21 protein-coding genes and 1 pseudogene are annotated in these 14772 nt (G+C 66.2%); 12 read left to right on the top strand and 10 right to left on the bottom strand.

Features of this window, described 5'->3' with window-relative positions:
* The first annotated feature begins 20 nt into the window (after positions 1-20).
* Together M8231_RS17000 and M8231_RS10700 are read left to right on the top strand one after the other, a co-directional pair.
* Entirely contained in the window at positions 21-251 is a 231-nt protein-coding gene (locus M8231_RS17000; protein ID WP_311770089.1) for a DUF6626 family protein, read from the top strand.
* A complete protein-coding gene (locus tag M8231_RS10700; RefSeq protein WP_250201447.1) occupies positions 248-658 on the top strand; it encodes a hypothetical protein in 411 nt (136 codons plus the stop codon). Before M8231_RS17000 ends, M8231_RS10700 begins: the two co-directional genes overlap by 4 nt.
* Here the strand turns inward: M8231_RS10700 and M8231_RS16925 are convergent.
* Together M8231_RS16925 and M8231_RS10695 are read right to left on the bottom strand one after the other, a co-directional pair.
* The gene (locus tag M8231_RS16925) at positions 655-783 is read right to left on the bottom strand and encodes a hypothetical protein (protein WP_284150786.1); all 129 of its coding nucleotides are present in this window, start codon (positions 781-783) and stop codon (positions 655-657) included. The genes M8231_RS10700 and M8231_RS16925 overlap by 4 nt on opposite strands.
* 51 nt (positions 784-834) lie before the next feature.
* Positions 835-2024, bottom strand: a protein-coding gene (locus M8231_RS10695; protein ID WP_250201334.1) for an IS3 family transposase whose coding sequence is annotated in 2 segments (ribosomal slippage) — positions 835-1772 and positions 1772-2024 — 1191 coding nt in all. Because the reading frame shifts where the segments join, the coding sequence is not laid out codon by codon here.
* A 511-nt stretch (positions 2025-2535) separates the two neighbouring features.
* Between M8231_RS10695 and M8231_RS10690 the strand changes: the two genes are divergently transcribed.
* The gene (locus M8231_RS10690) at positions 2536-2697 is read left to right on the top strand and encodes a hypothetical protein (protein ID WP_250201446.1); all 162 of its coding nucleotides are present in this window, start codon (positions 2536-2538) and stop codon (positions 2695-2697) included.
* Positions 2698-2753: 56 nt separating this feature from the next.
* Positions 2754-2984: a hypothetical protein gene (locus M8231_RS10685; RefSeq protein WP_250201445.1), complete on the top strand. Its 231-nt coding sequence runs from the start codon at positions 2754-2756 to the stop codon at positions 2982-2984.
* 48 nt (positions 2985-3032) lie between these two features.
* Here M8231_RS10685 and M8231_RS10680 read toward each other — a convergent pair whose 3' ends face one another.
* Both M8231_RS10680 and M8231_RS10675 read right to left on the bottom strand, forming a co-directional pair.
* A complete protein-coding gene (locus M8231_RS10680; RefSeq protein WP_250201444.1) occupies positions 3033-3464 on the bottom strand; it encodes a hypothetical protein in 432 nt (143 codons plus the stop codon).
* Between the two features lie 86 nt (positions 3465-3550).
* Positions 3551-5266, bottom strand: coding sequence for a recombinase family protein (locus M8231_RS10675; protein ID WP_250201443.1), 1716 nt, complete (start codon positions 5264-5266; stop codon positions 3551-3553).
* Positions 5267-5298: 32 nt separating this feature from the next.
* Between M8231_RS10675 and M8231_RS10670 the strand changes: the two are divergent.
* From M8231_RS10670 to M8231_RS10645, 6 genes and pseudogenes are all read left to right on the top strand, one after another.
* Positions 5299-5592, top strand: a pseudogene (locus tag M8231_RS10670) (JAB domain-containing protein); the annotation flags it as partial.
* Entirely contained in the window at positions 5589-6128 is a 540-nt protein-coding gene (locus tag M8231_RS10665) for a GNAT family N-acetyltransferase (protein ID WP_249749986.1), read from the top strand. The pseudogene M8231_RS10670 and the gene M8231_RS10665, both read left to right, overlap by 4 nt.
* Before the next feature lie 46 nt (positions 6129-6174).
* The gene (locus M8231_RS10660; RefSeq protein ID WP_249749987.1) at positions 6175-6417 is read left to right on the top strand and encodes a BolA family protein; all 243 of its coding nucleotides are present in this window, start codon (positions 6175-6177) and stop codon (positions 6415-6417) included.
* A 3-nt stretch (positions 6418-6420) separates the two neighbouring features.
* Entirely contained in the window at positions 6421-7326 is a 906-nt protein-coding gene (locus tag M8231_RS10655; protein WP_249749988.1) for an aldo-keto reductase family protein, read from the top strand.
* A gap of 57 nt (positions 7327-7383) precedes the next feature.
* Positions 7384-7740 (top strand): Grx4 family monothiol glutaredoxin, encoded by a 357-nt coding sequence (grxD, locus tag M8231_RS10650; RefSeq protein WP_249749989.1) that lies wholly within the window; start codon positions 7384-7386, stop codon positions 7738-7740.
* On the top strand, positions 7740-8186 hold the full coding sequence (locus M8231_RS10645; protein ID WP_249749990.1) for an acyl-CoA thioesterase: 447 nt from the start codon (positions 7740-7742) through the stop codon (positions 8184-8186). The genes grxD and M8231_RS10645 overlap by 1 nt, the downstream gene beginning before the upstream one ends.
* On the opposite strand, the gene M8231_RS10640 is transcribed toward M8231_RS10645, so the two are convergent.
* Together M8231_RS10640 and M8231_RS16920 are read right to left on the bottom strand one after the other, a co-directional pair.
* Positions 8170-8550 carry a hypothetical protein gene (locus tag M8231_RS10640; RefSeq protein WP_249749991.1) on the bottom strand — a complete coding sequence of 127 codons (381 nt, stop codon included), beginning with the start codon at positions 8548-8550 and terminating at the stop codon, positions 8170-8172. The two genes, M8231_RS10645 and M8231_RS10640, sit on opposite strands and share 17 nt — an antisense overlap.
* Positions 8550-8672: a hypothetical protein gene (locus M8231_RS16920; protein WP_283843626.1), complete on the bottom strand. Its 123-nt coding sequence runs from the start codon at positions 8670-8672 to the stop codon at positions 8550-8552. Before M8231_RS16920 ends, M8231_RS10640 begins: the two co-directional genes overlap by 1 nt.
* Before the next feature lie 161 nt (positions 8673-8833).
* On the opposite strand from M8231_RS16920, the gene M8231_RS10635 reads away from it, so the two are divergent.
* Positions 8834-9937 carry an NADH:flavin oxidoreductase/NADH oxidase gene (locus tag M8231_RS10635; protein WP_250201442.1) on the top strand — a complete coding sequence of 368 codons (1104 nt, stop codon included), beginning with the start codon at positions 8834-8836 and terminating at the stop codon, positions 9935-9937.
* 4 nt (positions 9938-9941) lie between these two features.
* On the opposite strand, the gene M8231_RS10630 is transcribed toward M8231_RS10635, so the two are convergent.
* The 3 genes from M8231_RS10630 to rpsD form a co-directional block, all read right to left on the bottom strand.
* Positions 9942-12302: a bifunctional diguanylate cyclase/phosphodiesterase gene (locus M8231_RS10630; RefSeq protein ID WP_250201441.1), complete on the bottom strand. Its 2361-nt coding sequence runs from the start codon at positions 12300-12302 to the stop codon at positions 9942-9944.
* A gap of 91 nt (positions 12303-12393) precedes the next feature.
* On the bottom strand, positions 12394-12792 hold the full coding sequence (locus tag M8231_RS10625; protein ID WP_249749993.1) for a hypothetical protein: 399 nt from the start codon (positions 12790-12792) through the stop codon (positions 12394-12396).
* A 115-nt stretch (positions 12793-12907) separates the two neighbouring features.
* Positions 12908-13525 carry a 30S ribosomal protein S4 gene (rpsD, locus tag M8231_RS10620; protein ID WP_201216789.1) on the bottom strand — a complete coding sequence of 206 codons (618 nt, stop codon included), beginning with the start codon at positions 13523-13525 and terminating at the stop codon, positions 12908-12910.
* Between the two features lie 250 nt (positions 13526-13775).
* On the opposite strand from rpsD, the gene M8231_RS10615 reads away from it, so the two are divergent.
* On the top strand, positions 13776-13997 hold the full coding sequence (locus tag M8231_RS10615; protein ID WP_249749994.1) for a hypothetical protein: 222 nt from the start codon (positions 13776-13778) through the stop codon (positions 13995-13997).
* Between the two features lie 71 nt (positions 13998-14068).
* Here M8231_RS10615 and M8231_RS10610 read toward each other — a convergent pair whose 3' ends face one another.
* Positions 14069-14680 carry a superoxide dismutase gene (locus M8231_RS10610; protein WP_249749995.1) on the bottom strand — a complete coding sequence of 204 codons (612 nt, stop codon included), beginning with the start codon at positions 14678-14680 and terminating at the stop codon, positions 14069-14071.
* Positions 14681-14772 lie beyond the last annotated feature (92 nt).

The following is a 14772-nucleotide window of genomic DNA, read 5'->3' as shown; positions in this document are numbered from 1 at the left end:
CGGAAAGGAGACCCTCCGGTATGGACATCTACCACCACTTTTTCTCGCGCGGGCTGACCGACTCCCAGCGGCATTTCAGCAGCGCATGGCTTGGCCGCGCAGAGAACTATCTCTGCCTCCGATCTGGGCGAGGGCCTTCCGCTGATGCCTTGATCGAACTGTTTCAGACCCTCTGGCGCGAGGGTCGTCTGCTACTCGCAGCGAGGGTCGCTTGGGCGGTGCTTTGGCTGAAGCCGGAGGCGCGACGATGAACTATCACCACGTCTTCCAGTTTCCCAGCGACAACGAGGCGACGCTGGAGGCAGTTCTCCGGCAGATGAGAACCGGCGCAGTCACGAGTCCGATGGGCGACCAGCTTCTCACCCTCTCGTCGGTCGCGGAGGCAATTTATGTTCGATGCGCCTTCGGCGACCTGCGGCCTACCGGAGACGTTTCCCTGCTTGTCCGAGAGGCAAACATAGCGAGCGTGCAAGGCTGGCTGGATCAGCATCTTCCCACTAACCGCTACGCTTGGGCCGCTCTGGAGCACTTCGAGTTCTTCCATTTGGCAGATGTCGAACGGCTGCTGGAGGTGTTCAGCGGCATCCTCGGGCGACCGCCCATATCGATGCCGCTGAACCTGTGGCCGGATGTGTTCCCGTCCAGCGACGCCTCCTAAACCGCGTCGCCGAGCGTCGGAGCTTGATCCGCTGCGAGATCGGCATTGTCATTGGAACTTCCACGCAGATCATCCGGCAGCGGCGCATCTCCTTGAAGAACGACGCCGAGGCGTTCCTCGGCCATCCGGCAGTAGTCCGCTGACTGCTCGATGCCGATTGACGTGACCCCCGTTTCTCATCCAGCCATAACGAGAGTCCTAGGTTGATCTGAGCTGTGATCGGCTGGGTTGGCAAGAGGCCGGTCAGCGCAGCCTCCAACCAGCGCAGCAGGCCGGCCGATGTGTCCGGTGAGCGCTTCTGCATAAGCCTGCGGCGTCAGCCACCCGAGCTTCGAGTGCGGACGCTGCTCGTTGTAATCGCGTCGCCACGCCTCCAGCACGGCGCGAGCGTGCGGCAGCGAGCGGAACAGCGTCTCGTTCAGCAGCTCGTCACGCAGCCGCCCGTTGAAGCTTTCGTTGAAGCCGTTCTGCTGGGGCTTGCCCGGCGCGATGTAGTGCCAGCCGACGCCGGTGTCGTCGGCCCAGGCCAGGACCGCGTTCGAGGTGTACTCCGTGCCGTTGTCGCTGACGATGGTGTCGGGCCGCCCTCGCTGCCGGATGACGGCGTCCAACTCCCGCACGACCCGCGCGCCCGACAGCGAGGTGTCGGCCACCAGCGCCAGGCACTCGCGCGTGCAGTTATCGATCACCGTCAGGATGCGGAAGCGCCGCCCGTCCGTCATCTGGTCTGCGACGAAGTCCAGCGACCAGCGCTGGTTGGGCGCCAGCGGCAGGTCCAGCGGTCGCCGCGGGCCCATCGCTCGCTTCCGGCCGCCGCGCCGGCGCACCGTCAGTTGCTCCTCGCGATAGATCCGCTGGACCCGCTTCCTGTTGACCGCATGGCCCTCGCGCCGCAGCAGCACGTGCAGGCGACGATAGCCGAACCGTCGACGGTCCTGGGCCAGGGCCTTCAGCCGGTCGCGCAGAGCGCCGTCGTCCGGGCGCGTCGCCTGATAGCGCACGCTCGTCCGATCGACGCCCAGCACACGGCACGCCCGCCTTTCGCTCATCTCGTAGGCGGCCTGCAGATGGCCAGCCGCCTCGCGATAGCCGGCGGGCGTCACCACTTTTTTCCCAGCAGGTCCTTCAGGGCCACGTTGTCCAGCATCGCGTCCGCCAGCATCCGCTTCAGCCGGGCGTTCTCATCCTCGAGCGCCTTGAGCCGCCGAGCCTCCGACACGTTGAGCCCGCCAAACTTGGCCTTCCATTTGTAAAAGGTCGCCGAGCTGACCCCGTGGCGTCGGCACACCTCCGCCGTCGCTACACCGGCCTCCTGCTCCCACAGGATCCCGATGATCTGCTCTTCCGTGAACCTCGATCGCTTCATTCTGTCCGTCCTTCGTTGGGCGGACTCTAGCTATTCCTGGAGGAGTTTCAGGGGGTCACGTCACGGCCATATCTTTCGACGTGATGAGGGAGGGGTTCTGGAAGGAGCGGCGCGACCACTTGGTCTTCGTCCAAACTTTCCCCCGTTAACGGACTTGCTAATAGAGGTCTTATTAGGAGAGCCGTTAAAGGGGGAAACTCCTCCCCCCTGTGCCCAAGGGTGCCGCCGCCAGATCGGTCTGGAAGATGGCGGCTTAAGGGGAGCGACGTCGGCTGCGATCCTGAAAGAGGCTCCGGCCGGATCGCGACGTCATCGGCTTGAAGATTGGTTGATATTCGCCGCTTCGACCGTTCTCGAAAACAGGGGTGGAAATCGCTGTGTTTCACGGCCCGCAAACGCAGCGCTGGCGTAGACGATATTTTGTGCCTGACATCATCTGTCTTTGATGGGGGGTGATTTCGAACCACTTCTGTCGATGTCGGCTCTGGACGGAGCACACGCAGGAGCGATCATGACCGAACCGAATAGCCAAATGTCGAGGACGGCGTTCCTCATCGCCGTCGTCATGGTCCTTATCCTCTTCATCGGTTTGTTCGTCGGCTACCGCTGGGGCGCCGCCGCCGCGCTCCGCGACAACGCGGCCATGCCTGTCGCGACATCACCATCGACCTGATCGGTCGCCGCGCCGCTTAGCTTGACCGCTGTGGAGACCGGTGTCTTTCTAATGGCATGGGACGGCTGCTGGACAAGCTGCTGAAGACCTCTCCTGCCTATGACATCCGGCAGGACAAGGACGGCTTTGTCCTCGTCGGCAAGCCTGACCACATCGACGAGTTCAGCGACATCGTGCGCGAGGCGGCAGAACAGGCGGGCGAGGAGTTCGTCGTCTTCACGACCAGCGATGGTCACCAAGGCTACAGCCAGATGTTCGTCATGCTCCTCGACGAACCGCGTGCATGATGGGGATAGCACGATCTGATTGACGGCTCGCCGACCAGCCGACCGGGATCAAGTGCCTGATGATCCCAGCAGATCGTCGGGTTCTCGATGTAGGCGTAGCCGGAGTAGGTCGAGGGTCTGGGCCGCCGCAATCAGGTCCGCATGTTTGATCTGGTGGCGCACGCCGTCCAAGTCCCGGCAGACGACATGAGGGGCACCGACCTCGGGTTGGGCATGACCGCCAATCAGTCCGTGAGCCAGCAGGTTCCTGATCTGGGCGGCGCGCTCGATCTCCTCGGTCCAGCCGGAAACGTCAGCTAAAGCTCGTGCACCGGCGACCCGCCATTGCTGAAGGGGAGCGGCACGAGGCATCGAACCCTCACGACCGACCTCCAGCTTCTTCAGCATCTCCAGTTCGAGATAGCCCCAACGCAGCAGGACTTCCCCCACTGCGGCCATCAGGTCTGAGAAAACGAGTTCAGGTGAAACGGCGTTGGCCATACCCCATCGTAGCCAATCCACCATGAGCATCTGATTGACGCCCCGCCGATCCATGACACCCATTGGGAAATGAAGAGAGCGATTCTTTATCCCGCGTCGCCTGTCGCCGGGGGGAAGTTCTCCCCTGACCCCGCCAGTTTCTCGATCCGTTGGATGAGCGGCGCCAGCACTTCGCGTTGGTCGTCGGTCAGGTGGCTGTAAAGCGGTTGGCCAACGGCGTCGGACACGGCTTTCTTGATCCGACCCTTGGTGTCGATCCTGACGGCCATCATGCCGCCCCGCAGGATCACCGTGAACACCCGTTCGTCCTCTTCGTCGCGTTCTACATCGACGGACATGACGATGGCGGACAGGGCTTTCCGCAGTTTCGACCGGGCCTGTTTCCGCACGGCGTCTTCCGGCGACTTTGCTGCTTCGCGAATGTCGTTCACCCGGCGAAGGTGTTCGACGTTGCCCACCTTCCCCGAGGCGACGCTGATGGCTGCTTCCACCTCGGTCAGTTCGTCGATGAGGCGCGCGATGTCTTCGGATGCCTCGGCGATCACGGTGGCGACCTCTGCGTCCTGACCCGAAAACGACCGAAGCAGGTTCATCTTGAAGGACCGACGATCAGCCAGCATCTTTTCGATTTCCGCCTTCCTGACCCGAGCGCGCCCGAGTTCGCCCGTCGCCTCGAAGAACCTGTCGTCCAGCGCGAGGTCCAAGAATGTATCGAGGGCGGTCGCTTCGAACGCTCGGTAGGCGTAGCCGCCCTTGTTGGTGCAACGGCCTTCCTGCGAGCCTTCACAGCGAACGTAGGGGTATGGCTTGCCCTTCTGAACCGACGTGGACAGCGAGGCCCGTTGACCACAGAGGCCGCACTTTGTGATCCCGGCGAAGAGGTTGGTGTAGCCCGTCCCGGCACCCTTACCAGCAACCTTCCGCCGGGCTTTCAGATCGGCGCGGGCGCGGGCCACTGTGTCTGCGTCAACAATCCTCGGATAAAAGTCGTGGATGACCCGGCCCTTGAACATGCCGGTGTTGGGTCGGAAGTCGCCTTCGACAATCGGGCTGGTCAGGTATTGCCTGACTGTCGTCCGCGACCACGCCGGAACGCCGCTGCGGTAATCCTTCTGCCGTCCGAAGGGGGGCAGATCAGGCCGGGCGTTGAGCATGTTGACGATAGTGTTCACGCCGATGCCGTCAGCGGACCACTTGTAGATTTGGACGATGGTGTCGGCCATGTCCTCATCGACGATCCAGCCGTCACAGGTGGCGTTCCGCTTAAGCCAGCGAGGCAACAGCCCAGCGAGGTTGACCCATTTCCCCTTACGCTGTTCGGCCAAGGCCCACAGCGTGTTCTTAGATCGCCGCGTCTGGTCGGATTTGTCGGCTGACGCTTGGTGGCTAACTCCGAACTTGATGGCGGTCTGAAGGAAGTCGCCGAGCGACGGGTTCGGCTTGAAAACCTCGCGCGTGTCCGCCAGCCCGATTTCCACGCCCTTGCCGGTCACTTGGTGGACCCACGCCATGGCCTCATCGACCGGGCGACGCGAGAGACGCGAGAGGTTGTCAGCTATCAGAATTGTTCCTTTCGCGAACTCGCCATCTTGAAGGCGCGAAATGAACCGGCCAAGGTCCGCGTCAGCCCGCAGGTGGTCGCCCGTGAACGCCGATTTGGCTTCGTCGGTCAGAACCTCAACAACGGTCCAGCCCTGCGCCTTGGCGAACGACTGACAGCGTTCAAGCTGCGCGTCCAGTGTCTGGGCAGACCCGTCCCCCTGTTCATCCGAAGAATATCGCCGATAGACTATGGCTTGCATGTGGTAGCCATATAGGTCTTTTGCAGATGGCACTCAATCTGGACAAGAAGAACCAGCTGATCCTGGACGAGGTGCAGAACCGCGGCACGGTGGACCACGCCCCCGTCTATCCGCGCGAGGTAGTGCGACGGGCGCTGGAGCTGTCGGCCAGCGCCCTGATCCTGGTGCACAATCACCCGTCCGGAGACCCGACGCCCAGCCGCGCCGACGTCGAGATGACGAAACAGGTCGTGCAGGCCGGCCGCGCCCTGAACGTGGAGGTGCACGACCACCTGGTCGTCGGCCGCGACGGCGTGGCCAGCTTCAAGCAGTTGGGGCTGATGTGAACGGCTCGATCCTGGCCACCTCGCGACTGACGTTGACGCCGGTCGCGGCGTCCGACCTTCAGGATCTGCTGGCCCTGTGGTCCGACGAGACCTTCACCCGGCACATCATGGGCCGGGGCTTGAGCGAGGAAGAGGTGTGGTTCCGCCTGCTGCGCGACCTGGGGCACTGGGCCGCGCAGGGACATGGCAACTGGTCGATCCGGCTGACCGAAGGCGGCGCCTATGTCGGCAGCGTCGGCGTGTTCGACTATCGCCGCGCGCTGGATCCGCCGTTCGTCCACCCGGAACTGGGCTGGGGCGTCGCGCCCGCCTTCCAGGGGCAGGGCTACGCCGGCGAGGCGCTCAGGGCCGCGCTGGGGTGGGCGGACGCCCGACTGGCGGCGGAAGCCACCGTCTGCATGATCTCGCCGGACAACGACCCGTCCATCCGGCTGGCCCAGGGCGTCGGCTACGCGCCCTACGCCGAGGCCGACTACAAGGGGTCGCCGGTGCGCCTGTTTCGGCGGCCGCGCGGCGGCGGCGTAGGCGGCGGTTAAGGTTTATCTGACAGGATCGGCGCACAGAGTTCGAGAGTATCCATCCATGCCCATGTCCGTGGACACCTTGCGTCAGCACCTGGAGGAGGCCTTTCCCGACGCGGAGATCGCGATCGAGGACCTGGCCGGCGATGGAGACCACTATCGCGCCCGCGTCGTCTCGACGGCCTTCGCCGGCGTTTCGCGCGTCCGGCAGCACCAGATGGTCTATGCCGCGCTGAAGGGTCAGATGGGCGGCGATCTTCACGCCCTGGCGTTGGAAACCAGCGCGCCGTCCGGAGAGGCGTGAGCGATGCGCTACAGGCCGTTTGGAAGCTCCGGCGCCGCCGTTTCGAACCTGACCCTCAGCCTGGGTCAGCAGACCCTGGCGCGCGGACGCGGCGCGGCGCTGGACCTGCTCTATACGGCGCTGGAATGCGGCCTGAACAGCTATCGGCTCGAGGCGGCCGATCCCGTGGTGGCCGAGGTGCTGGGAGAAGCGCTGTCGCACGTCGACCGCAAGCTGGTGTCGGTGGCCCTGACGCTGGGCGTCGGCGACGGCAGGAAGCCGCAACGGGATTTCTCGGCCCAGGGGATGACCGCTGCAATCGACCGGGTGTTGCACTATTCCGGCTTGGGTTGGATCGACCTGGCCACCCTGGAGGAACCGGCCGAGGACGAACTGCCCCGATCGTCGCTGGAGGCCCTGAAGGCCATGCGCGCGACGGGACGGGTCAAGCTGCTGGGCGTGGCCGGGGGCGGGGAGGTGATGGACGCCTATGTGTCGACCGGCGCCTTCGACGCCCTGCTGACGCCGTTCGACCTGAACTCCGGCTGGCCGGTGCGGCACCGCGTTCGCTCGGCGCGCGAACAGGACATGGCGGTGTTCGCCTACGACTACTTCACCGACCGTCGCAAGGCCCGTCGCGGCCCGTCCGAACCGGTCAAGAAGGGCTTGTTCGGCTTCGGTCGCGCGCCCGAGGGGCATCCGGCCCGCAGGGGCGGCGACGATGCGTTCGGCTTCCTCTACCGCACGCAGCACTGGACGGCCGAGGCGATCTGCCTGGCCTATGTGCTGACCGACCCCAGCATCTCCAGCGTGATCGTCCAGGCCGACGACGTCGAGCGGCTGAAGGTCCTGGCGGCCACGCCGGAACGCGATCTGCCGCCCGGATTGTCGGCCCAGATCGAGATGGCGCGGGTCAGTCGCGCCGCCTGACCTTGACCCGGCGGCGGCCGGCGCCTAGCTGACGGGCTTGTAGAAAAGGGCCTCCCAGTGAACGACACCGCGACCCAAGCCGCTGATCCCGTCCACGCCTTCATCGCCGACACCGTGGGCCAGCACGACGTCGTGCTGTTCATGAAGGGCACCCCGGACCAGCCGCGCTGCGGCTTCTCGTCCCTGGCGGTCCAGATCCTGGATCATGTCGGCGCGCCGTTCGTCGGCGTCGATGTGCTTCAGGACGAATCCCTGCGCGAGGGCATCAAGGCCTTCACCGACTGGCCCACCATTCCCCAGCTCTATGTGAAGGGCGAATTCGTCGGCGGCTCAGACATCGTGCGCGAGATGTTCCAGTCGGGCGAGCTCCAGGCCCTCATGGCCGAAAAGGGCGTGGTCCTGGGCGAGGCCTGATGGCGCGCGCGGTCCTGGAGCCGAGAGCGGACCGGGAGCTGTTCACGGTTCCCCTTGAGGTCCGTGACGAACACATCGACGCCAACGGCCACGTGAACAACGTGGTCTATGTCGGCTGGCTTCAGGATGCCGGAACGGCGCACTGGAACGCGCGCTTCGATGAGGACACGCGCGGCCGGTGGTCCTGGGTCGCCCTGCGTCACGAGATCGACTATTTCCGCCCCCTGCCGCCCGGATCGCAGGACGTGACGGCCCGCACCTGGGTCGGCGATCCCCAGGGGCCGCGCTTCAATCGCTATGTGCGGATCGAGGACGCCCAGGGCCGCGTCTGCGCCCAGGGCGTCTCGGAGTGGTGCCTGGTGGAAAGCCGGACCTTGCGCCCCGTCCGGATCCCGGCGGAGTTGCTGGGGCCGTTCCAGGCCGGCCGGGTCACTTCAGCGGATTGAGGATCCGCGTCGGCGTGCCGGGCTCCAGGCCCAGGTCGGCGTAGGTCCAGCGCAGTTCGACGCCGTCGGCGACCAAGGCCTTGCACAGGTCCTCGCGCGTCCGTTTCAGGGTGATATCGGCCGGCGACCCGTCCACCACCGCCAGTTCGAAGTCCGAGGCCTGGGTGCACCCGTTGGAGTCCACGCGGACCACCAGGGCGCCGTCCGCGAACCGCGCCGATCGGATCGCCTCGGCCGCCGGCGCCTTGGCGTCTCCCATGTTGACGCGGACGGTCTCGCCCGCCTCGTTGCTGTAGATGACGCAGCCGGCCAGCAGCGGCGCCGCCAGCACCCCCGCGGTCAGCAGTTTGAGAGCCGTGCGCATTATTGGGCCGCCTCTGCGGCCGGGGCGGACACGACGCGGGTGGTGGGCTTTTCCGTGGCGATGATGATGCAGCCGCTGAGCAGCGGCGCGGCGATGGCGATGGCGATGGCGAGACGAAGCATCTGGTGTTCCCCTAATGAAGCTTGACCCTTTTGTGGCGCGGCCAAGGGCCGGGCACACGTGAAAAAACGGCAAGCTGGATGAACAATCGGCAAGGTCGGGCTTGATCGGACGGGGGCGGGCCATAGCTAGGGTCATCCTTACCTGACGCCGGACGCCTTTCATGAGCCTGTTGTTCTCGCCCCTCGCCGTCGGCCCCCTGGCCTTGAGAAACCGCATCGCGATCGCGCCGATGTGCCAATATTCCGCAGTGGATGGCGTGCCCCAGCCCTGGCACGTCCAGCACCTGGGGCGGCTGGCCATCTCAGGCGCTGGCCTGGTGATCGTCGAAGCGACGGGCGTCGAGGCGGCCGGGCGGATCACGCCGGACGACACCGGCCTGTGGAACGACGCCCAGGAGGCGGCCTTCGCCGACATCATCCAGGGGCTGCGGACCTATTCCGACACGCCGATCGGCGTCCAACTGGCCCATGCGGGACGCAAGGCCTCGACCGCGGCGCCGTGGAAAGGGGGGCAGGCCCTGACGGAGGAGGAGGGCGCCTGGACGACGTTCGGCCCGTCGGCCCTCGCCTTCAAGGAGAGTTGGCACACGCCCGTCGAGATGACCGAGGCGGACATGGACCGGGTCGTGGCGGCCTTCGCCGACGCCGCCCGCCGAGCCGACCGGGCGGGTTTCGATCTGGTGGAGGTCCACGCGGCGCACGGCTATCTGCTGTGCGAGTTCCTGTCGCCCCTCTCCAATCAGCGAACGGACCAGTACGGCGGCTCGGCCGAGAACCGGGCTCGGTTCCCCCTGCGCGTGGCCAAGGCCGTGCGGGACGCCTGGCCCCGGACAAAGGCGCTTGGCGTGCGCTTCAACGGCTCTGACTGGGTCGAGGGCGGCGTCGCGCTGGAGGAGGTCGTGGCCTTCGGCGCGGCGATGCACGACCTGGGTTACGACTATCTGCACCTGACGTCGGGCGGCAACGTCGCCCGCGCCGACATCCCGGGCGCCGAGCCCGGGTATCAGCTTCGCTTCGCCGAGGCCGTCAAGGTCGCCGTGCCTCAGGCCGTCGTCATGGCCGTGGGCATGATCTTCGATCCGCACCAGGCGGAACAGATCGTCGCGTCCGGCCAGGCCGATCTGATCGCCATCGCGCGCGCGGCGCTGGATGATCCGAACTGGGCCCATCACGCCGCCGTCGCCCTGGGCCAGGCCGAGAACCTGCCCGTCCAGTACGAACGCGCCGGAAAGACGACCTGGCCGGGCTACGGCCGGACCGTCTGACCGCTCAGGCGGCCGCGGCTCCCGCCCAGAGGGTCCTGGCCTCGAGCTGGATCAAGTCGTCCGCCACCGGCTTGGGACGGCCCAGCAGATAGCCTTGCGCCTCGGTGCACCCCTGGTCGCGCAGGAAGGACAGCTGCTCCAGCGTCTCCACCCCCTCGGCCAGAACCGGGATCGCCAGGCTTTCGCCCAGGGCCAGGACGGCCCGGATGATGGCCGAGGACTGGGGGCCGCCGTCCAGCTCGGACATGAACGACCGGTCCAGCTTGATCTTGTCGAAGGGGAAGGCGCGCAGCGTCGACAGCGAAGAATAGCCGGTGCCGAAGTCGTCCATGGCGATCGACACGCCCAAGGCCTTCAGCTGGCGCAGGATATGGGTCGTGCGCTCCATGTCGCTGATCATCGCCGTCTCGGTGATCTCCAGCTCCAGCCGGGTGGGCGCCAGGCCGGTCTCCAGCAGGATCTGATGGACCAGTCTGGGCAGATCGACGTGACCCAGCTGGACCGGCGACAGGTTGACCGCGATCTTGTGCGGCGCGGCCCAGCCCGCCGCCTCGGCGCAGGCCTTGCGCAGCACCCATTCGCCGATCGGCAGGATCAGGCCGCTTTCCTCCGCCAGCGGAATGAAGTCGGCGGGCGAGATGAAGGCGCCGTCGGGACGGATCCAGCGCAGCAACACCTCGTAACCCGTGATCTCTCCGGTCTCGACCGAGGCCTGGACCTGCCAATTCAGGCTGAACTGGTCCTGGTCCAGCGCCTCGCGCAACTGCTGCACCATGCGGCGGCGGTTGCGGACGGCCTCGTCCATCGCTTCCTCGTAGAAGCACACGTCGGTCGTCAGCGAGGCCTTGGCGCGATACATGGCCAGGTCGGCGTCGTTGATCAGGGCCGAGATGTCGGTCGCGTCGTCCGGCCACAGCGCCACGCCGACGCTGGCGCCGCAAGAGACCTCGGCGAAATCCAGGTCCACGGGCGCGGCGATGGCGTTACGCAGCCGATAGGCCAGGTCGAGGGAGTCGGCGCGTTCGACGACCGGCGTGACGGCCACGAACTCGTCGCCGCCCAGGCGCGCCACGAACTCGCCCGGCTTCAGGGCGGCCTTCATGCGCTCGGCGATGCGGATCAGCAGTTGGTCGCCCGCCGCGTGGCCGTGGATGTCGTTGACCTCCTTGAAGCGGTCCAGATCGATCGCCAGCAGGGCGACGCGCGGATGCACGCTGGTTTCGCCGATCTGGCGGCTGAGCCATTCCAGGAAACTGGCGCGATTGGGCAGGCCGGTCAGGGCGTCGTTGCGCGCCAGATGGGCGATGCGCCGCTCCTGGGCCAGGCGCGCGCGCAGGTCGCGCACGGCGTAGATCATGAACGGCGCCTCGGCGCCCTGCACGTCGTCGCGGCGAACCGCGACCTCGACCGGCACGGAGGCGCCGCCGGGCAGGGCGAGCGTCGTCTGCGTCAGGGCGCTGACCGACAGGCCGTCCAGACCCTCGATCCAGCGCGACAGGCTGTCGCCGGACAGGGCCGGGGCGTCGACCTGGATCAGGGCGGCGAAGGCGGCGTTGGCGGCCAGGATGCGGCCGTCCTGTTCGACCACCATGCCGTCGACGCTGCCCTCCATCAGCTGTTCGATATGGGCCTTGGCGCGGGCGCGCGACTGCAGGTCCAGCGCGTGGCTGGACATGCCGGTGCCCAGCACCAGCAGCCCGACGCCGGCGACGGCGAAGGCCATGGCCAGGTTGGCCTGGTCGGCGGTGACGGCGCCGTCGTGCGGCGCCAGGGGGATCACCGTCATGGCGGCCATGCCCACGAAGTGCAGCGCCACGATGCCGACGACCATCAGGGCCACGCCGGTCCACGGCGAACCGCTGCGGCCCGACGCCTCGACGCGCTGGAAGGCCAGGGCGCCGAAGACCACCGCCCCGATGACGGACGCGGCGATGTAGGCGGCGGACCAGTGCACCACGGCTTCGGCCGCGAAGGCCGCCATGCCGGTGTAGTGCATCGCCGTGACGGCCAGGCCGAAGATCACGCCGCCCAGGGTCGAGGCGCGGCGGAAATGTCTCGATCCCACCCACAGCGCCGCGGCGCTGCCCAGGATGGCGACGCCCAGGGACACGCCGGTCAGCATCGGTTCGTAGGTGATGTCGACGCCGGGCTCATAGGCGATCATGGCCACGAAATGGGTGCACCAGATGGTGGCGCCCGTGGCGACCGCGCCCATGAAGGTCCACGCCGACCGGGCCCCGCGCTCGGCGTAACGCAGACGCTGGAACAGGCGGGCGGCCACGACCGACCCCAGGACGCACAGGGCGGCGGCCAGTCCGACGAGCCACAGGTTATGGTCTTGGGTCAGGCAGGAAAAGAAGCGCATTACGATACCCGACGGGAGACTTGGGATCGCTTTCGTACCCAGGAAGCTTGACCAAGCCGCTGACGATCACGGCTAATGAAAAGCTAAGCCGTCAGGTCTGGGGCAGCTGATAGGGATTGTTGACGCTGACGGCCTGGCCCGGCGCCAGGCCCAGTTCCTCGAACGACCACTTCACCTCGACGCCGTCGACCTCGGGATCGCGGCACTTGTCCTCGTCCAGGCGGCGCAGGGTGATGACCGCGTCGCCGCCCTGGATGGTGACGATCGGTATCAGGTCTTCCTTGCGGGTGCAGCCGTTGGAGCTGACCCAGAAGATGGCCTCGTTGCGCGTGAAGGCGGCTGCGTGCACCGGCTCCAGGGCGCCCGGCATTCCGGCCGTGGACACGCTGGGCGCGACGGTTCCGGCGCAGGCGGCCAGGCTCGCTGCGCCAGCGAGGCCCAAGGATGCGCGTGCGATGGCGGCTCGCTTCACCGGCCGGCGGTCTCCCATGCCCAGGATCCTCAATTCGCGCAGAATGCCCCCATTCGCGCGGGAAGGGAACATCTGGAAAGCAAAAGGCCCCGGACGTATCCGGGGCCCTGAAGTCTTGCGGTCGCGCCTTCGCTTAGGAGGCGTAGTATTCGACGACCAGGTTCGGCTCCATCTTCACCGGATACGGCACGTCGGCCAGTTCCGGGGCGCGCACGAAACGCACCGAGAAGCTGCGGTCGGCCAGTTCCAGGTAATCCGGCACGTCGCGTTCCGACGACTGCTGGGCTTCCAGCACCAGCGCCATGTTGCGCGACTTTTCCTTGACCGAGACCACGTCGTCGGCCTTCACGCGGTACGAGGCGATGTCGACCTTCTTGCCGTTGACCAGCACGTGGCCGTGGCTGACGAACTGACGGGCGGCCCAGACGGTCGGGACGAACTTGGCGCGATAGACGACCGCGTCCAGACGGGCTTCCAGCAGGCCGATCAGGTTCTCCGAGGTGTTGCCCTTGCGGCGGGCGGCCTCGGCGTAGGTCTTGGCGAACTGCTTTTCGGTGATGTTGCCGTAGTAGCCCTTCAGCTTCTGCTTGGCCTTCAGCTGCAGGCCGAAGTCCGAGACCTTCGACTTGCGGCGCTGGCCGTGCTGGCCGGGGCCGTAGGAACGCTTGTTGACCGGGGACTTCGAGCGGCCCCACAGGTTTTCACCCATGGCCCGGTCGATCTTGTACTTGGCGCTATGGCGCTTGGACATTCTGTTCTCTTTTCAACGATGCGGCCCGGCGTCCCCTGAATTGGGAATGCGATCTCAACGGCGGTCCACGCATCTTCCGTCATCAATCCCGCCTGCCGGAGACCGGAGGCGTGGAAGGCGGCGCTTATGGCCAGAGCGGGCCGGGGAGTCAAGCGCGGCGGGCGTTAAGCACGTTTTCAACGGAACGGACTGTCCGCCACCGCCTTATCCAGCCTGCAACCTCTCATTGCTGGATCGAGGGAGACTTGAGGTGGATCCGGAAGCCAAGAGCTTTCAGAGCGGAGTGTCGGACGTCGCGCTCGAGACGCTGAAACGGCGGCTGGTGGATCTGGTCGAGCCGCTGAACGACGCCCAGCTTCTGGAGCTGGCGGACGGGATCCATGAAATGCTGCGTCAGCGACGCACCGTTCGCCAGCATCATGCGGAACGGATGAACGACCGCGCCCGACACGGTCTCGATCTGCGCATCTAGGCGGACAGGCGAGATAGGCAAAGCCCGCCGGGTCCGACCCGGCGGGCTTCGCCACGTTCGACAGGCGTCGCCTACTTAGCGGCGGCGTACAACTCGTTGACCTTGTTCCAGTTCACCACCGACCAGAACGACTTCAGATAGTCGGCGCGGCGGTTCTGGTACTTCAGGTAATAGGCGTGCTCCCACACGTCGGCGCCCAGGACCACGTCGCCCTTCTCGTCGGCGACGTCCATCAGCGGATTGTCCTGGTTCGGGGTGGAGGTGATCTTCAGCTTGCCGTCCTGCACGATCAGCCAGGCCCAGCCCGAGCCGAACTGCGCGGCGCCGGCGGCGTTGAAGTCTTCCTTGAACTTGTCCATGCCGCCCAGGTCGCTGTCGATGGCGGCCTTCAGCTCGGCCGACGGCTCGCCCGTCTGGCCCTCGGGAGCCAGCAGCTCCCAGAACAGGCTGTGATTCCAGTGACCGCCGCCGTTGTTGCGCACGGCCTTCGGGGCGCTGGAGATGCTGGCGAAGATGTCTTCCAGCGACTTGCCCTGCAGCGAGGCGTCGGCGTCCACGGCCTTGTTCAGGTTGTCGACATAGGTCTGGTGGTGCTTGTCGTGGTGGAAGGTCATCGTCTCCTTGTCGATGGCCGGTTCCAGGGCGTCGTAGGCATAGGGGAGGGGCGGCAGGGTGAAGGCCATGATGGGCTCCTGTTCGACAAGGATTTCCGATGCGCCTCATCTAGGCGCCCGTTCGCTGAACCCAAGCCGTGCGGCCCGAATTCGTTCCGCCT

Origin of the sequence: Brevundimonas albigilva (genome assembly GCF_023573565.1) — a bacterium.
Classification (GTDB): Bacteria; Pseudomonadota; Alphaproteobacteria; order Caulobacterales; family Caulobacteraceae; genus Brevundimonas; species Brevundimonas albigilva.
The sequence above is the reverse complement of the archived record's forward strand: the minus strand, read 5'-3'. Positions and strand labels throughout refer to the sequence as shown.

What these genes read in the sequence shown, in the direction of transcription:
- M8231_RS10640 (WP_249749991.1), bottom strand. Translation starts at nt 8,550, where the DNA reads ATGCGCACGGCTCTCAAACTGCTGACCGCGGGGGTGCTGGCGGCGCCG.
- M8231_RS10675 (WP_250201443.1), bottom strand. Translation starts at nt 5,266, where the DNA reads ATGCAAGCCATAGTCTATCGGCGATATTCTTCGGATGAACAGGGGGAC.
- M8231_RS10700 (WP_250201447.1), top strand. Translation starts at nt 248, where the DNA reads ATGAACTATCACCACGTCTTCCAGTTTCCCAGCGACAACGAGGCGACG.
- M8231_RS10610 (WP_249749995.1), bottom strand. Translation starts at nt 14,680, where the DNA reads ATGGCCTTCACCCTGCCGCCCCTCCCCTATGCCTACGACGCCCTGGAA.
- M8231_RS10655 (WP_249749988.1), top strand. Translation starts at nt 6,421, where the DNA reads ATGCGCTACAGGCCGTTTGGAAGCTCCGGCGCCGCCGTTTCGAACCTG.
- M8231_RS16925 (WP_284150786.1), bottom strand. Translation starts at nt 783, where the DNA reads ATGGCCGAGGAACGCCTCGGCGTCGTTCTTCAAGGAGATGCGCCGCTG.
- M8231_RS10680 (WP_250201444.1), bottom strand. Translation starts at nt 3,464, where the DNA reads ATGGCCAACGCCGTTTCACCTGAACTCGTTTTCTCAGACCTGATGGCC.
- M8231_RS10645 (WP_249749990.1), top strand. Translation starts at nt 7,740, where the DNA reads ATGGCGCGCGCGGTCCTGGAGCCGAGAGCGGACCGGGAGCTGTTCACG.
- rpsD (WP_201216789.1), bottom strand. Translation starts at nt 13,525, where the DNA reads ATGTCCAAGCGCCATAGCGCCAAGTACAAGATCGACCGGGCCATGGGT.
- M8231_RS10685 (WP_250201445.1), top strand. Translation starts at nt 2,754, where the DNA reads ATGGGACGGCTGCTGGACAAGCTGCTGAAGACCTCTCCTGCCTATGAC.
- M8231_RS10690 (WP_250201446.1), top strand. Translation starts at nt 2,536, where the DNA reads ATGACCGAACCGAATAGCCAAATGTCGAGGACGGCGTTCCTCATCGCC.
- M8231_RS16920 (WP_283843626.1), bottom strand. Translation starts at nt 8,672, where the DNA reads ATGCTTCGTCTCGCCATCGCCATCGCCATCGCCGCGCCGCTGCTCAGC.
- M8231_RS17000 (WP_311770089.1), top strand. Translation starts at nt 21, where the DNA reads ATGGACATCTACCACCACTTTTTCTCGCGCGGGCTGACCGACTCCCAG.
- M8231_RS10660 (WP_249749987.1), top strand. Translation starts at nt 6,175, where the DNA reads ATGCCCATGTCCGTGGACACCTTGCGTCAGCACCTGGAGGAGGCCTTT.
- M8231_RS10635 (WP_250201442.1), top strand. Translation starts at nt 8,834, where the DNA reads ATGAGCCTGTTGTTCTCGCCCCTCGCCGTCGGCCCCCTGGCCTTGAGA.
- M8231_RS10625 (WP_249749993.1), bottom strand. Translation starts at nt 12,792, where the DNA reads ATGGGAGACCGCCGGCCGGTGAAGCGAGCCGCCATCGCACGCGCATCC.
- M8231_RS10630 (WP_250201441.1), bottom strand. Translation starts at nt 12,302, where the DNA reads ATGCGCTTCTTTTCCTGCCTGACCCAAGACCATAACCTGTGGCTCGTC.